Annotated in this window: 21 protein-coding genes and 2 pseudogenes; 5 read left to right on the forward strand and 18 right to left on the reverse strand. The window is 45.3% G+C overall.

The genetic code is table 11. From position 1 onward, the window contains the following. Positions 1-380 precede the first annotated feature (380 nt). Entirely contained in the window at positions 381-1,490 is a 1,110-nt protein-coding gene (gene ompC, locus ACMGG5_RS18610; protein ID WP_420278334.1) for a porin OmpC, read from the forward strand. 148 nt (positions 1,491-1,638) lie between these two features. Beyond that, positions 1,639-1,764, forward strand: coding sequence for a hypothetical protein (locus ACMGG5_RS18615; RefSeq protein WP_268987792.1), 126 nt, complete (start codon positions 1,639-1,641; stop codon positions 1,762-1,764). 64 nt (positions 1,765-1,828) lie between these two features. Here the strand turns inward: ACMGG5_RS18615 and ACMGG5_RS18620 are convergent, their stop codons facing one another. The 9 genes from ACMGG5_RS18620 to ACMGG5_RS18660 form a co-directional block, all read right to left on the reverse strand. Beyond that, positions 1,829-1,906, reverse strand: coding sequence for a hypothetical protein (locus ACMGG5_RS18620; protein ID WP_223239581.1), 78 nt, complete (start codon positions 1,904-1,906; stop codon positions 1,829-1,831). Positions 1,907-1,974: 68 nt separating this feature from the next. Next, a complete protein-coding gene (locus ACMGG5_RS18625) occupies positions 1,975-2,397 on the reverse strand; it encodes a GFA family protein (protein ID WP_407858637.1) in 423 nt (140 codons plus the stop codon). A 3-nt stretch (positions 2,398-2,400) separates the two neighbouring features. Continuing rightward, entirely contained in the window at positions 2,401-2,598 is a 198-nt protein-coding gene (locus ACMGG5_RS18630) for a hypothetical protein (RefSeq protein ID WP_023312007.1), read from the reverse strand. Between the two features lie 90 nt (positions 2,599-2,688). Then, the gene (locus ACMGG5_RS18635; protein ID WP_420278335.1) at positions 2,689-3,720 is read right to left on the reverse strand and encodes a methyltransferase; all 1,032 of its coding nucleotides are present in this window, start codon (positions 3,718-3,720) and stop codon (positions 2,689-2,691) included. A 258-nt stretch (positions 3,721-3,978) separates the two neighbouring features. Continuing rightward, on the reverse strand, positions 3,979-4,428 hold the full coding sequence (locus ACMGG5_RS18640; RefSeq protein WP_420278336.1) for a hypothetical protein: 450 nt from the start codon (positions 4,426-4,428) through the stop codon (positions 3,979-3,981). Positions 4,429-4,581: 153 nt separating this feature from the next. Further along, positions 4,582-5,022, reverse strand: coding sequence for a VOC family protein (locus ACMGG5_RS18645; RefSeq protein WP_024907226.1), 441 nt, complete (start codon positions 5,020-5,022; stop codon positions 4,582-4,584). Between the two features lie 72 nt (positions 5,023-5,094). Then, complete coding sequence (locus ACMGG5_RS18650; protein WP_048991959.1) at positions 5,095-5,439, reverse strand: DUF1294 domain-containing protein; 345 nt, start codon at positions 5,437-5,439, stop codon at positions 5,095-5,097. Between the two features lie 95 nt (positions 5,440-5,534). Further along, positions 5,535-7,058: an EAL domain-containing protein gene (locus ACMGG5_RS18655; protein WP_420278337.1), complete on the reverse strand. Its 1,524-nt coding sequence runs from the start codon at positions 7,056-7,058 to the stop codon at positions 5,535-5,537. 283 nt (positions 7,059-7,341) lie between these two features. Then, positions 7,342-7,662 (reverse strand): cupin domain-containing protein, encoded by a 321-nt coding sequence (locus tag ACMGG5_RS18660; RefSeq protein WP_024907223.1) that lies wholly within the window; start codon positions 7,660-7,662, stop codon positions 7,342-7,344. A 141-nt stretch (positions 7,663-7,803) separates the two neighbouring features. Here ACMGG5_RS18660 and ACMGG5_RS18665 point away from each other — a divergent pair. Together ACMGG5_RS18665 and ACMGG5_RS18670 are read left to right on the forward strand one after the other, a co-directional pair. Then, positions 7,804-7,872, forward strand: a pseudogene (locus tag ACMGG5_RS18665) (hypothetical protein); the annotation flags it as partial. 313 nt (positions 7,873-8,185) lie between these two features. After that, complete coding sequence (locus ACMGG5_RS18670; protein ID WP_420278338.1) at positions 8,186-8,857, forward strand: SOS response-associated peptidase; 672 nt, start codon at positions 8,186-8,188, stop codon at positions 8,855-8,857. Positions 8,858-9,029: 172 nt separating this feature from the next. On the opposite strand, the gene ACMGG5_RS18675 is transcribed toward ACMGG5_RS18670, so the two are convergent. From ACMGG5_RS18675 to ACMGG5_RS18690, 4 genes and pseudogenes are all read right to left on the reverse strand, one after another. Next, on the reverse strand, positions 9,030-11,126 hold the full coding sequence (locus ACMGG5_RS18675; protein ID WP_420278339.1) for a hypothetical protein: 2,097 nt from the start codon (positions 11,124-11,126) through the stop codon (positions 9,030-9,032). Positions 11,127-11,139: 13 nt separating this feature from the next. Beyond that, positions 11,140-11,772 (reverse strand): hypothetical protein, encoded by a 633-nt coding sequence (locus tag ACMGG5_RS18680; protein ID WP_420278340.1) that lies wholly within the window; start codon positions 11,770-11,772, stop codon positions 11,140-11,142. Then, positions 11,769-13,577 carry a hypothetical protein gene (locus ACMGG5_RS18685; RefSeq protein WP_420278341.1) on the reverse strand — a complete coding sequence of 603 codons (1,809 nt, stop codon included), beginning with the start codon at positions 13,575-13,577 and terminating at the stop codon, positions 11,769-11,771. The genes ACMGG5_RS18680 and ACMGG5_RS18685 overlap by 4 nt, the downstream gene beginning before the upstream one ends. Before the next feature lie 266 nt (positions 13,578-13,843). Continuing rightward, positions 13,844-15,031, reverse strand: a pseudogene (locus ACMGG5_RS18690) (Y-family DNA polymerase); the annotation flags it as partial. 90 nt (positions 15,032-15,121) lie between these two features. Here ACMGG5_RS18690 and ACMGG5_RS18695 point away from each other — a divergent pair. Further along, complete coding sequence (locus ACMGG5_RS18695; protein WP_061715024.1) at positions 15,122-15,574, forward strand: hypothetical protein; 453 nt, start codon at positions 15,122-15,124, stop codon at positions 15,572-15,574. A 62-nt stretch (positions 15,575-15,636) separates the two neighbouring features. On the opposite strand, the gene ACMGG5_RS18700 is transcribed toward ACMGG5_RS18695, so the two are convergent. From ACMGG5_RS18700 to ACMGG5_RS18720, 5 genes are all read right to left on the reverse strand, one after another. After that, positions 15,637-16,245, reverse strand: coding sequence for a DUF2441 domain-containing protein (locus ACMGG5_RS18700; protein WP_420278342.1), 609 nt, complete (start codon positions 16,243-16,245; stop codon positions 15,637-15,639). Positions 16,246-16,279: 34 nt separating this feature from the next. Then, complete coding sequence (locus ACMGG5_RS18705; RefSeq protein WP_061715022.1) at positions 16,280-16,747, reverse strand: lysis protein; 468 nt, start codon at positions 16,745-16,747, stop codon at positions 16,280-16,282. Continuing rightward, a complete protein-coding gene (locus ACMGG5_RS18710) occupies positions 16,744-17,238 on the reverse strand; it encodes a lysozyme (protein WP_420278343.1) in 495 nt (164 codons plus the stop codon). Before ACMGG5_RS18710 ends, ACMGG5_RS18705 begins: the two co-directional genes overlap by 4 nt. Beyond that, positions 17,216-17,440: a class II holin family protein gene (locus ACMGG5_RS18715; RefSeq protein WP_061715020.1), complete on the reverse strand. Its 225-nt coding sequence runs from the start codon at positions 17,438-17,440 to the stop codon at positions 17,216-17,218. Before ACMGG5_RS18715 ends, ACMGG5_RS18710 begins: the two co-directional genes overlap by 23 nt. A 122-nt stretch (positions 17,441-17,562) precedes the next feature. Further along, positions 17,563-18,285 (reverse strand): hypothetical protein, encoded by a 723-nt coding sequence (locus tag ACMGG5_RS18720; RefSeq protein WP_420278344.1) that lies wholly within the window; start codon positions 18,283-18,285, stop codon positions 17,563-17,565. Positions 18,286-18,411: the final 126 nt, after the last annotated feature.

Consider the following 18,411-nt stretch of genomic DNA (forward strand, 5'->3'; position numbering starts at 1 on the left):
CCCGGCGTGTCCGGGCTTTTTTTTGCCATAAAAAAACCCGGTGTATTCACACCGGGCGAATCCAGATAATCAATAAATATCTATTTAGTTTCCTAAACATTATTCACGCGAATTATGGATAAATAATCTTAAAGGCATATAACGCCGCCAAGAATAGCTTAACTAATGCCTGATTAATAATTTTAATTTATTATGTTTTGCATTAATACATTCATCAAACAGATGACCATTACCATTGATTTATTCGGTTTAGATTTTACTTAGTTCGTAACAATTATAATTTATTACTCTTACACAGGAGTGATTTAGCATGAGACAACTTTCTCATTCAGGAAGTTCAACAGGTAATTAAATAAAAACAACTGCAAAGGAATATCACAATGCAAAGAAAAGTACTGGCCCTGATGATTCCGGCTCTGTTAATGGCTGGCGCAACTCATGCAGCAGAGATTTATAATAAAGACGGCAACAAATTAGATCTGTACGGAAAAGTAGATGGTCTGCACTATTTCTCCGATGATAAAGGCGCTGACGGGGATCAAACCTATATGCGTCTGGGCTTCAAAGGCGAAACCCAGATCAACGACATGATGACCGGCTACGCACAGTGGGAATACAACATTCAGGCCAATAACACCGAAGGGTCTGATAACCAGTCCTGGACGCGTCTGGCCTACGCCGGTGTGAAGGTGGGCGACTACGGTTCCTTTGATTACGGTCGTAACTATGGCGTGCTGTACGACGTTGAAGGCTGGACCGATATGCTGCCTGAGTTCGGCGGTGACTCCTACACTAAAGCCGACAACTTCATGACCGGCCGTGCCAACGGCGTGGCCACCTACCGTAACACCGATTTCTATGGTCTGGTGCAGGGTCTGAACTTTGCGCTGCAGTACCAGGGCAAAAATGAAGACGCCAGCAACAATCAGGAAGGTACCAACAACGGTCGCGACACGCGTCACGAGAACGGGGACGGCTTCGGTATCTCTACTACCTATGACTTCGGCATGGGCATTACTGCGGGTGCAGCCTACACCTCTTCTGACCGTACCAACGAGCAGGTGATGCATACCACAGCGGGCGGCGACAAAGCGGATGCATGGACTGCGGGCCTGAAATATGACGCCAATAACATCTACCTGGCGGCAATGTATTCTGAAACCCGCAATATGACGCCGTACGGTGATAACACCGACGCCGTGGCGAACAAAACCCAGAACTTCGAAGTGACCGCGCAGTACCAGTTCGACTTCGGCCTGCGTCCGACCCTTTCATACCTCCAGTCTAAAGGTAAGGATCTGGGCAACGGTCAGGGCGATCAGGATCTGGTTAAATACGCTGACGTAGGCGCGACCTACTACTTCAATAAAAACATGTCCACCTACGTTGATTACAAAATTAACCTGCTGGATGAAGATGACAGCTTCTACAAAAACAACGGCATCGGCACGGATGATGTCGTCGCGTTAGGTCTGGTTTACCAGTTCTGATTGCCAGAGCCCGCATTATGATGCGGGCTCAATTTTTTTTTGAAGTACGTCACAAAAGACAGTTTCAGAAAAGGGTTGGTTGAAGGTAAGTTGAAAGAAAACGGGTTAAACTCAGGTGATAGCCCTTTCGTCACTAAGGATAACAGCGTTGTTTGGTCGTGTATCCCTTGCCGTACTTGCCCTTTTAGCCGTGCTGTGGATGGCGTTAATTTTTGATTTTGCTGATATTGTCGGGCATCTCGGCGCTGTGTTAACCCACCTGGATGGCGGTTAACAGGTTTTCCTGGAAAATAAAAAGCCACCAGCAGTGCCGGTGGCGGATAAACGCACAGGTCGCGTTATTTTTTCACCGGTTGAGGCTTTTTATCACCTGATTCAGGCGCCTCTCGCGGATCGTCTTTTTCAACACAGAGCATAGTCTCTCCTGTTTCAGATAACCACCCTCCACTATAGCCAGGCTGATTAAAGAATGGCCAGGCGGCAATTACGCCTCAACTGTCCCTTTCTTGCGAAAAGAGAGATAGCCAAACACCCCGCTGTCTCCATCCGAGGGATGGTTTACCCCGTCCATTACCTTCACCTCAGAGAAATCGAACGGTGAGACGTTTTCAAAGCAGGCAACATTCACGCCGTATTCGTTTGGATTGGAACGCCGCTGATGGAACGTGTAGATCCCGCACACCGAGCAGAAGAAGTGCCGTGCCGTTCCCGTGTTAAAATGGTACTCCGTGAGCTTATCCTCACCTTTTGTCACGGTAATCCCTGACAGCGGCGCAGAGACGACAACCGCACCCCGCATGCGACAAAAAGAACAGCTGCAGCGCCGCGCGGTATTCAGGCCATCCGTGAGCGCAACGGTAAAGGCCACCGCACCGCAATGGCACTGCGCATTACGACATTCAGCCATAGGCTATACCCCTTTTCTCACCAACTCGGCGGCTTTCACGAAAACCTCGTCTTCTACACCATCGCCTTTTTGCCTGCCCAGCCTGACCAGCTCATCGACAATACTGTTGCGATGGATCGGTTTCTGCGCTGAAACCAGCCCAATGACGGCGGCCCCAATCGCCAGCCCCACTAATCCGGTTTGTTCATCTTTGTTTTTCATATTCATGCTCCTGGTACAAGAGACAAGCGTAGCAGGAATACGGTAAAACGGAATGCCGGGCACATGCTCTGTGAATATTATTTAAACAGTTCAGGCAGGTACGACTTCTAAAATCGACAGATACGAACGGGTGTCTATTATTTTGTTCAATTTCAGATTGGTCTGTTCAAACAAGGCCTGATACTCAGACTCTGTTCGTGCCCGCCCTCCATCAAAACTTGTTAACAGAAGAAGGTCAATTTCAAATCGTCCCTGTTCATTATTTTCTTTTTTAATAAGCGGCTCAAAAATTAATAGCCGGGAGTTTTCTTTCATAGCCTTTCTGCAGCATTGAAGGATCTGAATGGCCTTCTCATCAGGCCAGTCCATCAAAATATATTTAAGTAGGTAAATGTCCGCTACAGGACAGGATTCAAAAAAGCTGCCCTCAACGGTCTTCCATCGACGATTATCCTTTAACAGGTGCAGTCGATTCCGCTCAAGCACGTCTTTTTGATCGAAGAGGATCCCCGTTAAGGTCGGATTTCGACGTAAAACGGCCAACAATAAGTTACCCAGCCCACCGGCGATATCGGCAACGACAGCGTTTTGAGGGAACGAATAGCTATCTGCGATGACTTCATTCTCTACGGATGACATAGAGGCCATACCCGCATGAAAAATGTTGCTGTCAGTCATCGTGTCATCATGCTGCCAGTAGTCGTAAAAAGGCTTGCCAAACAAATCATTAAAAACAGGTTTGCCTTGCAATATTTCATCCATTTTAGCCGCTGGCTGCCAGAATGTTGGGTCTGTCAGCATGAGCACCGCCGCACGCAAGGAAAATTCATGCTCAGAACAGAGGAATTGTGCTGAATGGCTAAGACTGTATTCAGCTTCAGATAATTCGTTGAACACCCCGCGAGAGGACAATAAGCGCATGATCCGATGAAGATAGTCGCCATCGACATTAAGCTCATCCGCCAGTTGCGTAACGGATTTTTTTCCTTCAACCAGACGATCTGCGACCCCTAATACCGCGACCGCCCGAAGTGCTGCCTGCCAGACAAAACCCATGCTTTGCTCTAACAGACACATTCCCTCTTTACGGCTTAGTAAATCCAGACTATTACGTTGCGACATTTTCTGCTCCTTACCAGTAAAGATGTGATGAACAACTAAAACGCCGCTAGCAAGCGTAAGTCTGGTAGTGAGCTTTATCCATAATATCAGAAAGGATTATTTGTGCGGTTTCGTACCGTTTAGCATACAGTCAATTTCAATACGTAAAAAAACAGGGCCACTTACCCCTTATTTTGATTAATAACACCACGACACTATTATTTCATAAATGATTACCATGAAAGAAATAATACCTGTCGTGAGACAGACATTTCATCGTTAGAATCTCGGTGCCAGCCCGTATTTTGGCGTTTTTATATTCGCCGCCCAAATTTTGATATCGTTTTGCAGGAGAATAGTGAAATCAGATTTCAAATGCGTCACCATGCCATTGACGCTGTCCGCATCCACCACTGAAAAATGTTCAATTCTGTTCTGCCCTATCTGAACACAATCATATTTGGCGGGCAGGACTTTACCATTCACATTTAGCGGAAGGTTATTATCACCACAACGGCCTTCAGTAATATATGACACCAGCAAGTTAGCGGATTTTCGCCCTGGCTGAGAAACACTCACCATGACGGGAAAGCCTTCCGAGGTTTGTGTCATATCATAAAGGACCGCATTTTTGATATACCAGGTATTATATTCCCGTTCCTGAAAAGCAGACCAGGAAGGCGCAGAAAAGACAGACATCACTGCCAGTATAATAGAATTTATTTTCATGGGATGTTGTCTTCCTTGTTGTTGCACGTATTATTCAGATTGTGCAAAAAACAGCAACCACTTAAGAATAGTCCTACTACTATTGGCAGTGATGGAGGATTAATTAACGACGTGCGATGCGCCCCATTTCTTCGTTCCGGACGTTTACCCGCGTTATTTATCCCGATTCATCGTTCGAATCGCTTCCAGACCGACACGCTGTCCAAATGACAGCTCTAACGTATTTCCATCGGGATCGGCAAAAAAGACATAGTAGCCGACGGGATCGCCTACGTTCTCAGGCGCTTTCCTTAGCACGCCTTCAGCGGTGGCCATCGCGGTTTTTCTGTCAATTTCTTCGCGGGTCGCGCAGGCAATACCCAGATGCCCGAAGCTACCCAGCGGCGTATCGGTCACGGTATCGGCCTGTACAAGAACAAGTGCAAAAGGACGAGTATGGTCGCTAAGCCATGCCACTTTTCTTGCATCAGGCATATCGGGTTCACGCAAATGAATGACCTCCATACCGGCATAGCGACGATAGAAGGCAATACTCTTTTCCAGGTCTCTGACCATAAACGCGACATGAGTGAAACCTACATCAATCTCTTTCATTTTAAGATGTTACTCCCTTATCAACGTGGTGCTGGCATCTTAAAAGCTCAAGTTAACTTGATGTCAATACGTTCATAAAGAAGAAACAGGAGAGAAATGGTAAAGCACCGCCATCATGCCGATGCTGACCACGACGCTTAAGAAAAAGTAGGTTTTGAAGGGCTGCTTTTGGGTTTTATGGCGAAAAAGCTGCTGGCCCACAATGGCGCCAGGCCAACCTCCTGTCACGCCAAATACCAGCAATGTAGCTTCCGGTACCCTGCGCATCCCTTTACGCGCCGCCATTTTATCAGCGCCATACAGAGCCAACGTCAGCACATTGATCAGCAGAAACCACATCACCACAGGATTCGAGGCCAGAAAGCTACCGATCGCAGCAAAGATCAGGAGTAAGTAACAAAAGCGATTGAGGGTCATAGCACAAGCCAGTGGGTTGTTGAGCGGTTTTGGAAGAGGGATTATACGCTATCTTAGAAATGTTTCAGGGTGAAACGCTGATAGCGGGTTAAACCTCATTCCACCCTCACTTTAACTTTTGGCTTCGACAGGAGAACTTTGAGCAGCTCCTTGAAAGGAAGAGGTTTATAGAAGAAAAAGCCTTGTAAAAAACGGATATGATTGCGCGTGAGGTAATCAAGCTGCTCTTCTGTTTCAACACCTTCCGCCACGATGCTAATTGATAGTTTTTTTGCCAACTCCAGCACCGAATCCAGGATCAACGTTGAATCCTCATTCGCGTTAACCCTGGCAACAAAGCTTTGGTCGATTTTAATGTAATCAATATGAAGCGCTTGCAGATAGGATAGACCTGAGTATCCCGTACCAAAGTCATCCAGGGCAATAGCAAATCCGTTGTTATGCAGCTCATTCAGCGTCCTGACGAGATGTTCATCGATGTGGAGCGGTTCGCGCTCGGTCACCTCAACGACAAGATTAAGATCCTGTTGAATAAAACTGTGTTTGTAGTGGAGGCACTCTTCAACAAAGGTGGACGCAACGATATGAGAAGCGCTGAAGTTCATCCCTACGTGGAACCCTTCTGGCAGCAATGTTGAAATAGAATTCATCTGCTTTGCAACCTGTTTCATTAAACTTTGAGTTAACGGAATAATTAACCCTGATTTTTCAGCGAGAGGAATAAAGGACGCGGGAGAAATAAACCCCGATTGCGGATGCTTCCATCTGGCCAGCACTTCTACGCCACGCAAGGTGCCCTCTTTTCCGCTCACGACGGGTTGGTAATAGGGAATAATTTCATTTCTGTAGATGGCAGTACGCAGAGATTCCTCAGGCGAAATATCCTTAGAGAGATAACGCTGCAAAAGATAAGCAGGAAGAGAGGAAATGAGCAACAGAAATAACAACACCCCACCGGTCTGGTCGAATAATCTCGTCAGGCTAAACAGAGGCGGAGCGTTAAATTGAATCGCGAAAGGAAAATCAGCATCTTTTACCGTTAGTACATCTTTGTTCGAATGGGCTGCCGTCAACACATCGCCTGATTGGCCTAAGATACGATCGCCGACGTTCAGTGAATATCCCACGCCGCGTAATGGCATATTCAATGCATCGCGGATATGGCTGTCACTGATGCTCACCATGATTCGGCTTCCGGCATGATTTGTCTGGTATAAGAGAACCGGCAGGCCGTTGACCGTACTTTTCGCTGGAACGAGTAGTAACGATGCTGCAGGCAGCGCAGAGCCGTTAACCAACAACACGCGGTTTCCCGGTAAGGAGGAGCACCAGACCGCATCTTTTTTCAGAATAACGATCGTTCTCAGATGTGGTTGTAATGCCGCTTCAGTGCCGAGCCGATACTGTCCTTCAGCATCACACTCATTCTCAGCAAGCTGCATTGCAATCTGGGTCGCATGACGGGCTTCTTTAAGAATGACGTTCATGTTCCGCACGACATAGTGCGCCCCTGCAAAGCTGTCAGCCCGTGCAGAATACCAAACCTGTAAATTGATAATAAAAACGCCCAGCAAAAATATTGCCGTGGCTGCAGCTACGGGGATAGATGCATGGCGCATTTAGGGTTCTCGATTAGAGTGAAGTAACCGCTTCAGCGATGCTGAAGCGATTGAATTGTCATCGTCTTAATCATGGTAGATAACATAATAATTACCATGTCAGGCGTCGAAAATTTTCATTCAGACCCGAATATTTGGTCTGCTCCCATGGCGCAATAAACGACATCATCGAGGGGAAAGATATAAGGCCACCGAATGGCAGCCCTGCTGATACGTTTTCATTAATTTCAGGTAGACTGAGAGCCAGATCAAAACGACACCCTGACACTTCATCGCAAGCCGCTTAAAGCGAGGCCACTTCCGTTTCTGGTAAATCAATGATAACCAGTGTGCCAAAACTGCCTGTTTCGACAGTATGGGGAGTGCCAGCTTTGGCTACATAAAGTTGTCCAGACGTCACAGAGATTTTTTTACCCTTCACGCTCAGCTCCAGACGCCCATCAATGACCAGTAACCCCTCGTCATACTCATGAACCTCTTCAATCACTGAGCGTTCATCCATGCGTAAAACTTTGAGATTCGCAGTTCCAATACGGCCTAATATATGAGAGTGCCAGGTCTCCGGTAATGCAAGTGCTTCGGTTTTGAGGTCATATAGCGACATAACGTCATTCCTTTTGATGTTCGTTTAACGCTCTTATGCCATACAAGTTTCCTCCCGTCTTAGAACAAATATGGAAAACCAGGACGAGTAAGATGCTATAGGAGGTCTTGAAACCACAGCGCACGCTGACAGCGTTGCAACGCCAGATATAACCTCGCTGCAAAACGTGCTGGTATTCGCCGCCGGAATCCGTACCATACGCGGCATACAATTTTTGCCCCTGCTGGTTCCGAAGGTAGTACTCAATGCAAGAGAATCAAGAGATTAACAAAAAAGAGCAATACAACCTGAATAAGCTACGCTGATTTTGCCAACTCATTGATATCATTTGTTTTAGCAATCCATTCAATTAGTTATAGCATAGTATCTTCCCCCTAAAGCTACCCACAACTACATTTTTAGCGCCCTTTTTTTGCCCCTATTCCGGACTTTTGCCCCTAAATTTGCCCCTAACTTGAGCCAGTGCGCCACCCTTCTTCTCCCTGCCCTATACTTTAAGTCTGACATCTGGTTCGAGGTTTCTATGTGTGGACGTTTTGCACAAGCTCAAACGCGTGAAGAATATTTGGCTTTCCTAGTCGATGAAGCCGATCGCGACATCGCATACGACCCTGAACCTATTGGCCGGTACAACGTAGCACCAGGCACTAAGGTTTTGCTGCTGAGCGAACGCGACGAGAAACTGAACCTTGATCCAATTTTCTGGGGCTACGCACCCGGGTGGTGGGGTAAGCCGCCACTGATTAACGCGCGCGTCGAGACGGCGGCCACTAGCAGAATGTTTAAACCTCTCTGGCAGCATGGCCGGGCGATCTGCTTTGCAGATGGATGGTTCGAATGGAAGAAGGAAGGCGACAAGAAACAGCCCTACTTCATTCACCGTGCCGACGGCCAGCCAATTTTCATGGCGGCGATCGGCAGTACGCCGTTCGAACGCGGCGATGAAGCAGAAGGTTTTCTGATAGTGACGTCCGCAGTTGATAAAGGCCTGGTTGATATTCACGACAGGCGGCCACTGGTCTTGTCGCCGGAGGCTGCAAGAGAATGGATGCGTCAGGATGTTGGTGGAAAAGAGGCTGAAGAGATAGCAGCCGACGGAGCGGTGCCCGCCAACAAGTTTATCTGGCACGCTGTGTCGCGCGCCGTGGGGAATGTAAAAAACCAAGGGCCAGAGTTAATCGAGGCAGCACAATAAAAAATAGAAGAAACTAAAGGACGTCCGAAATAAGCGAAGTGCAGAAATTCGAAGAAGTTCTAACCTAGATTGAATTCATTTCTAACTATGAAACGCTTCCGAGAATCCTCAACTGCGAGACTAGCCAGTCTTCGCCGTCGACAACTAGGAAATCATCGTGCGCATTATATAATCATGGTAACCAACCTTCATCAATAATTGTTGGGTTGGTCTCTACTGTGCGTGGGATTAAATCCTGATAACCATGTTCCCAGTATGCAGTACCTTTTATTTCAATTTTACCATTGTCATTTTGAGGTGAAATAAAAAGGAATGACTTACGAGAATTATCGCCACCTCGTTTTTCAAGAAAAAAATCATCGGTTTTCTGTAAGCTTGAAGTTGGTGTTGCTTTGTAAGTTGCATTTAGAACTAATTTAATAAAACGACCTCTTTTTTCATCATCATCACCAAGCTGATTTTCAAATACAAATGAACGCATGCTAGAACTAGGTGGTAAGTTCATAAACCAGCTCTCGTAGCTTTCTCCTCTAATTTCCCGACGGATTGCAGATCCAGGGGCATAACAGAGAGTGGATATGCAATGTGGTGTAAAATTCATACCAGGCATAAGATGAATCGGAAATCCCTCTGTAAGACTATTTTGACCATCAATGACATAGTCAATATCGATTGGCAGAGAAGATTTATTAGTCAGAACCCCTTCTAATGCCATTATTGCTTTTTCAGTCCTTCCCAATGCAAAATTGATATTTAAAGTATGTTCATTCATACCCAAAAGAAGATGCCTCCACGTAATTGAAGCATCAATCCCATATGGCTGCGCCAACCTAATCATTGTTTCAGTGAACCGAGCACTGTCAACAACCATATCAATTGAGACAGTATTATCACGTTGAATATGTACATCGATATTTTTTAGCGCAATGCCAATGCCTAAATTCAAGGTACTAAAGTCTATATTACTTGCAGTAGTGATTACTGTTTTAGTATCAGGAAATCTCTTTCGAACTAGCGCCATTAAACTAGGATCAGCACTCAGATGGCCCAATAAATTAATTTTAATATCATTATTATTTTTTGTCATTACTCCAACACGAGATATGCCATCATCATTAATAGCGCTTAAAAGTATTTGATTTGGAACAACTAATATATGTGTAGCTGCTACATCTCTGATTACCGTTGCATGTAAAGGAGGGCTGCCATCTATTGGGAAAGACAGCTCTTCTACGATGTACTCTTTAGTAAGTAAATTTTCATATGTTTGTAAATCGGAGAGAGCTTGCCTAAATTCTGGGGATGTGAATGCAGCTGTCGGAGCCGACTGAATAATTCGTCGAGTGTCAGCAATAATTTGATATGCTTGAGAATAATTTCTGACTCCAATTGCAACCTGAACCATTGCACTGTGCCTAACTATCATTGTCTCGTACCATGGGGCAAGCATTTTGGTTGAAATATATTTTGCTGCAGCCGATACAGGCCCAACTACATCGGGCATGTTACTTCCATCGTATGGGCTTAATCTCGTCGTAACAAGGTACAATTCGCGTTTGACACGATCAGTTAACGGTTCTTCGGCTAGCCAGCGCGAATATGCCTCCCCTAGTCCTCCCCAAATCACATCAGCTTGCCCATCGTTAGCCAGACGTTGTATGCTGTTTCCTTGAGAAAAACCATTACTAATAATTTGTATGAATCTCTTGGGGATGGGTTTATCCTCACTGACTCCGCTCAACGCAGTTGCTCTGGCATGATTATATTCATCATCGGAAATGATCGTGTTTGTAAAAATATGCGTTACTCCTTCTCGGCCTTTTTGATGTGATGTGTCGGAAGGATTATCACCGCCTTGCTGTAATACCTTTAACGGTGGTCTTAGTTGCCCATCTGAAAGACCATTCACGATGATAGTATCGGCAACTATATATAAATCCCCTCCCCTTAAAGAATCAAAATCCATCAATCCCCTCAAACCCTCTATATCAACGACGGTTTTGGGCCCAATCTTAAGAGTAGATGCTATTACAACAATATCTTTGGCTCGGTGATTTATTTCGCGTATCGTTGAAATGTTTTTATTCGATATATCCAAAGTATCACCATAAATTACTATGGTGTTAAGTCCTTCAGCATCAATGGTTTCAGGTAATGGCGAGTCAAATGCATCGACCTCATGAGCCTCAACATCAGGTTGAGCTTCCGTATTGAAAGAGCAACATAACAGGTTTAGAAGCAATATTAGAACATAAGATTTTGGAGTCATATCAACAGAGACCTCATTGCAATAATGCATTAATTTCAGAGAAAGTAATACTACTCCCTGTCGCTTGTATTATTACTGTGGCTTTTTTTATTTTTAAAACATCATTGACGTCTGTAAGATCAAGCAAATTTATCATCTGTTCGAACTGTCGATAAGCCTGAACGTCTGGGCGGTTGTTATAGTTAGATAAATAGGAGTTAATATCATCCTCCTTACAAGGCAGGGAAGGCATACCTTGAGGTGGAGGTGGGGGTGGAGGTGGAGAACCAATACCAACAGATGGGTTTTCACCACTACCTGGAGCAGGAGGAGGTGGTTCAATATAAGTTCCTGGTTTAGGTATGAGTTCGCATGTTAGTGGTTCAGCGGCCAAAGATTCAAAACAATCTCTGGATTGGCCTGTGACAGATATTGCTTCTATAAGTTTTGCAAGAGCATCCACCCCCTTATTTGAGTATTTTGCATTAATACTGAATCCTCCAATGAGAGTTCTGCAAGTTGCAAATGGTATAACCCCAGATGGATTGTCTGTTGCAGCACCACAAAATGGGAGAGCCATCGGAACCGAAAATTCACGTAGATTATCATCTGCTCTCAAAGAGTTTAAAAAAAACACGAGCATAAATAGGAATACTCGCCAGCTCATAGTGACCTCAAAATGTCATCAAGAGATACGTCATGCATTCCGTCTGCATTAATAGTGAGGACATGGCTATCAGTCGCTCCGTTGTTCCGAGTAGCTTTTACTGTTAATTCTATTGGCTCCTCAGCATCTGGAGTGAAGAAGTACTCATCTGCAGGCGCTTGCCATATCCCATTCGCATTCAATGCCTGGAAAGTATAAGCACGAGATTTTTTCCCTGATTTTGCTTGAACTTGAATACGAACAACATCCCCCCCCATCTTTTGGAAAACTATGTCCGAAGGTGACAAATGCACACCTAATAGCTCATCTTTAACTTGTAATGTGGCAGATCCTTGCCCTGTCTTTACCGCACTCATGATAGTTACACTATCCTGCGGGGTGCTAAGAGTTTTTGTTATGTCTAACTCAACATCCTTTAACCCTTCTTTACCGTACTTATTTTCTATGCCAGCTAATGAAAAGCTAATCCTATCTGCTGCTTTGTTAGTCTGAATATTTTTCCATGTATTAGTGGAACGCAGGTACTGATATTGACCATTCGAAAAATCCTCGCTTCGTGCACGCAATTGAATAGAAAGATCGACACGATCTACGCCTTGTGGCACGTCAGGAAAGCTCAGGTAAATTCCGGGATTGGTCACGCCATCAACGACTGAAACAAGCTGTTTTTGTATTTCTTCCGGATAGCTACCAATACCGATAAATCCCTGTGCAACAGTAGTTCTCTCAACAATCATGGACTGCTCAAAACTTACCGTTTCTTGCTGTTTACGAAGCTCTGATACGCTTTTTACTGCAACAGAATACCCCGCACCTCCAAAATAGCCTCCAGTAGACGGTGTTCCTGCATTCAGTGGATCGATATGTTCCGGTGGTTTAAATGTCTCGAGGACCTGATCGTTGATTCTCTTCAAAACGGGAACCATTAAGGTGTCAAGCCTATCCTGAGAACATTCATTCGACGCTAGCATTTCGATTTTAAGTGCACCGGCGTTGACCAGTGCGTCTCGGATATCCATTGTTTCATGCGAATACGAACCACCGAAGAGCCCAAAGTAACTAGCTCGGGCAGCAATTTTTTCATTTTTGCTGTAAAAATCCCGAGCCTGCTGATAGTCAGATGTCACTTTGTAACCACATTTGGGCGTCATACCATTGTATGTAAACTGAACAGCAGTACGAATTCCTGTCGTTTTTTTTACCATATCATTGAAAACTGCCGTACCAAGCTGAGTTAGTTGGATGCTGAATGCCATCGTTTGTGATGCAAAAGTTGGCGCAGTCCCTGTTCCCTCTGCAGATCCAATAAGCTTTCCATCATCCGAATAGACGGAGACAGTCGCTGAATTAATCGGGAGGGCTGCGACTCGAATATGCTCAGCAACACTACTCCCAAGTCGTTGTGCAATAGCATCTTTTACTGCTTTCCTCATCGACTCAATAGCCTCAGGCGGCAACGAAAGACGGGCTGAAAAGTTAAGCACACCAGCCCTGGAGATATTGCCAGAACCTGGTGGATCCTGATAGTCGTAGCTAATCAAAGAGAACTCAGGCAATGTTTTCCCCCCAACTTGTTTGGTGAGCAAAACAGGCCTGCTTGGGATATAAAACCATTGATCCTCCTCACGTTCATCCCTGACGACAGTGATGTCCTCCTTCTGTTCTGTTCCAGTAGCATCTATGTAAGAAAATGCCACGGTATCGATAATATTTTCCGCTGCAATGCTAGTCTGTGCAAACGTATAGGGTGTGGCTAAATAGAACAACGAAAATAATGAAGAGGTCGCGAAACGAGGAAGAATCATTGATTTTCTCCATATTACATTTAGCAATTTTTATTAATGGTAGAAAATAAAATCAAAAAAGTAATAGCACATAGTTATTATTTTTATATTCGTCAAGAAACCGAAGCGAAGCTGGATATTAAATACTATTAATTTTAGTACATTACGTTAACTGTAACAGTCAGGGTTGACTGCTGAGAATACGCATGAATATATACTATATTATTGGGTTATCGCATCTAACATGTCCGTTGTTGGCACAAAGCGGACCAAAACATCAGGAATACTTATCGGACTTTTAGCAGATCTGAATATCTCGTCGTATATCGAGGCGACAACATTTCTCGCTTCATCTGCCACCGCTGCTGAATGCCCTGCCCAGCAAAGTAGAGCGTTCCTTTCCCGTCTCTGGCATTGAGTTGATCAAGAACCTCCATCAGTTTATCACTACCGGCCCGCGGCGCGTTTTCATCGAACAAGTTGAGCTGGGCTACCCCCTGACTGAAGAAATCACCCAGCATAATGCCGGCTTTCTGGTACCTGTGGCCATCCTTCCAGATTTTGTCCAGGCACTTTACCGCGGCGTTAATGATGTCGCGTGAATCCTGAGTGGGGGTAAGAAGCTTCATGGACGCATTGTTACCGTAATACGGCTCGTTAAGCGCAAAGGGAGAGGTTTTCACGAATGCAGAAATAAAGCGACAATACTGATGCTCGCCGCGAAGCTTTTCGGCGCCACGCGCCGCATAGCTGCAAATAGCTTGGCGCATCTGTTCGTACTCGGTAACGCGTTCACCGAACAACCTGCTGCAGACGATTTCCTGCTTTGCCGGTGCAAACTCTTCAAGATCGAGACAAGGCTCGCTACGCAACTCCCGGACTGTCCGCTCGAGCACAACGTTAAAGTGCTTCCTGATTATCCACGTGCTCTGCTCTGAGAGGTCCAGAGCCGTTTTAATACTCATGGCGTTAAGCTTCTTACTGATGCGCCTTCCAACGCCCCATACATCCTCAACAGGTACAATAGCCAACAATCGACGCTGGCGATCAATATTGGACAGGTCCACTACCCCGCCCGTTTGCCGCTGCCATTTCTTCGCGGCGTGGTTAGCCAGCTTGACCAGTGTCTTCGTCTGGGCAATGCCAACCCCGACAGTCAGATGCGTACGCTTCAGCACCGTAGCGCGGATCTCTTTACCGAAGTCAGTCAGGTCCCGGCAATTGCGAACACCAGTCAGGTCGCAAAAAGCTTCGTCGATGCTGTAAATTTCGACGCGAGGGCTCATTTCCTCAAGCGTCGTCATTACCCGGTTCGACATGTCTGCGTACAGCTCGTAGTTACTACTAAAACAAACAACACCAGCGCGCCGGAAAAGCTCCTTTTGCTTGAAGAATGGCTCCCCCATAGTGATTCCGACCGCTTTTGCTTCTGCGCTGCGTGCGATTACACAGCCATCATTATTTGAGAGAACGACAGGAACCGTTGCTGAAGCTCGCCCCAGTCCGGTTTTGCCATTAGATAACCTTTCAGTAAGTTGTTATGCTCATAAAAAAGGAGGTATTAGATGGACCCATTAATCATCAGTGTTTTAAAAGATGTAATATTAAAAGGTGCTGGTCTTTCACTTGAAAATTCAGTCTCAATCCGTAATGATTCTTCGACACCTGAGCAAGAGGCTGTTAGCGCAGAGGCACTCCTCGCTTACGCCAAAATTGAACAGGAGCTCACTATTACCAGAAGAACTTTAATTTCAGAAGTTGTAGAAATTGAAGAGTACTATGGCAAATCCCTAAAAGGCGGGGCGGCGGCAAAGGTAAACCATTCTGGATTCAATATTGGTGCATGCGGAGAGGGTGAAAGAGTTACAAAGCGTGTTATTCGCTTTACAGGTTTTAACTCACAAGTTGAATCCATATTGAATTCATTAGAGGCCTCCCTTTTGACAAAGCTAAAATTAGAAGTTTCATCAGCCAGTCAGTCCCATCAAAAATCACAACATAGTAGTAAAAAAGATTGATATTTATGCCATCACGATGTGTCTGCCCATTGTGATGGCAATAAAAAACCGCCTGAAGGCGGTTAAGAAATCAGATTTCCAATCTTCAAACTTCCCTCAAACAAGACTTCTTTCGAATTCTGATTGGTAATAATACCGCTCCAGTACTGCCTTGCTTTAATCAGTGTTTCGTCATAGGGCTCTATATCGCTCAGCAATAGCTCTTCATCGGCTGAGTGCAAAATACCACTGGGAACAACTTTGAACACGTTAATATCTTTCAAAGATTTACCGATGCGACTTAGCCAAAACTGTAAATTTTCTTCACCTTGAGCCAACCAAATACATTTTTGCCTGGATGGCAAATTGTTAAATTCAGATTTGCGGACATTTTCCAAGATAAGTTCTCGCGCGTAGTTACTAAAGTATTTGGCGGTCTCAAATCCCATTTTAGCAACATATTGAGAGTCGGGGTTGTTCATTCTATTTTCTTTAATTTCTTGTAAAACATACAAGCGACTTAACTGTCGCTGCCCCTCCTGAAATTTAACTGTTTCTTTGGGGTAGTTCGATGTTAAGTAATAATTGAAGTAGGGATTGATCTCAGATGTAGTTATAACATCACCAGTCTTCAATGGTTCATGCGTTGACCAAGGCCGGCTTTTCTTATCAGCTATGTGGAAGTAGTCCATGCGAGTCCGTCTTTTAGTTTGTCAAAAAATTATTCTACCTCAAACACTGCTCAATAATGTACTGCTGGAGATATCTCACTTTGGTTTGATCGATAAGGATTCCGGATCGGATACCGAGAACGTTTCGTCCAGCAACTGCAGAGAGTTCGACGGTGGCATCATCGCCCATGCTGGCGGCGAAGGTGGTTTGGGTTGCGGCTGACAATGAACACTTGCCTTTGACGAGCACCCGACCGCCGTTATCAAGCTTGCGCTGTAGAGCATCATTTTCAGCTTTAGCATCGGCTAACTCCCTCGTGTATTTGGCATCCAGTGCAGCGACATCTCGCTGACGGGTATGCATGTCTTTGATGGTGGCGTTCGCCAGGCTGAGTTTCTCAGTGGCTTTATCGCGCTGGTCTTTATAAGCGATGGCGTTGTCGCGGTAGTGGTTAACCGCCCAGGCCATGAAACCCAGCAGACAGATAAAGACAGCGCAGATGATGGCTTTTAAACGGCTCATTTCTGGCCCCACTCACAAACTTCCCGCTCAATCTCTCGGCGGGTTACCAGTCCCTTCCACTGCTTTCCACCGGCATATGTCCAACGCTGAAGTTCTTTGCATGCCCCCGGAATATCACCGGCATTCAATTTCTTCAGCAGCGTCGATCTGCTAAACGCTCCAGCTCCTACGTTGTAGGTGAAAGAGTAAAGTGCGGCACGAGTGGTTTCGGGAACATGGACCTTAATCAGCGGGTCGATAACTGCAGCAACCTTGCGCAGGTCGGATTGAAGCAAAGCGTCACATTCTTTATCGGTGTAGCGGTGGCCGCGGCGAACGTCAGCGCCGGTGTGGCCATCGCAAACAGTCCAGACGCCGACCACATCCTGATAAGCGTAATAGCGACGTCTTTCAAGACCATCCGCATTGCCCAGCATGACTGCTGCTATAGAGATTGCGCTGGCTCCGCCAACAATGGCACCCACCAGCTTATTTCTGAGTGTCTGGTTCATCTCGGCTCCTACTACGGCGGTTGTCTTCGCGGATTTTGAAGTAGAGATTTGTCAGGTACGTCATCACTGCAATGATGATGCCCACCAGCACGCCGATAGCGCTCCACTGCTCGGGACTGTAGGCATTCAGCATGCCGTTTAGGATGCTACCGGCTGAAGCGCCGTAAGCAGCACCGGTGGTTAATTTGTCCATGCTATACATACTCTCACCTCGCTTTGTGCGGGTGCTCTTGCTTGAAATTAAAAAAGGCCGCCGAACGGCAGCCTTAGAGAGATATATCAGTGTCTGGGGGATAATATTGTGATGCTTAAAGTTAAAAGATATTATGTGTTTCTTTTAGCTTTCTCCCAATCTTCTTTCAAAAGGCGCTGCATGTCACTAACAAATTGATTTAAATATTTATTAGCCTCTTCCCCATCCAAATCATAAATATTTTTAACCATGTCTTCTGAGTGTGTTTTTAATTGATTCATGGCATTTATAACTCTTATGTGATCAGCCCTTTCAGGATTAAGCATCAACTGAATGCGCGTTGAATGAAGTACTAATTGTATCATTGCCGTATGCAATTCAATCTTAGTCTTAGCAATCGAACTTAGAAGATCCGCCTTCTCATTCTGGGTAATAGCGGGTTGATTACTGGATTTAATTTCAAGAACATACTTTTGGCTTATGGATAAATATGTAACGGCACTAGCTACAAACTCAGCGGAAACCTCTCGAAGATCTTTTATCCATACAAGCCTGTTAGAAGCAATTACTTGAGCCTTTCTACTTTCTTCCGCTAGTTTAATTTGTGTATCTCTGCCATGCTCAATATCCCTCAATTGCACCGCTCGATCTTCTCGAAGAGTTTTATTACTGTTTTTAATTGACCACCATGCAATTAAAGCTGGTATCGCGGCTGCGATGAATGCACCAGCAACACTTGCAACAATAGTATCCCAGCCAAACCCGCTATCGGTTGTTACATCAATGTGCGGTATCTTTTCAATTAATAAGCCCAGATTTCCGGCTACCGGATATGGAATACCTTGCCAAGCCATAACACCTCCTTTTTTGAGGCATCATAACAAAAAACCCCGCTAAGGCGAGGTTTAGAATTTTAACCATGAACATAAAAAGCCCATCATTGGAGCAAAATTACCACAGATTCGGGAAAAATAAATAGC

It is taken from the genome of Enterobacter sp. BNK-34, assembly GCF_048684445.1.
Lineage (GTDB): Bacteria > Pseudomonadota > Gammaproteobacteria > Enterobacterales > Enterobacteriaceae > Enterobacter > Enterobacter pseudoroggenkampii.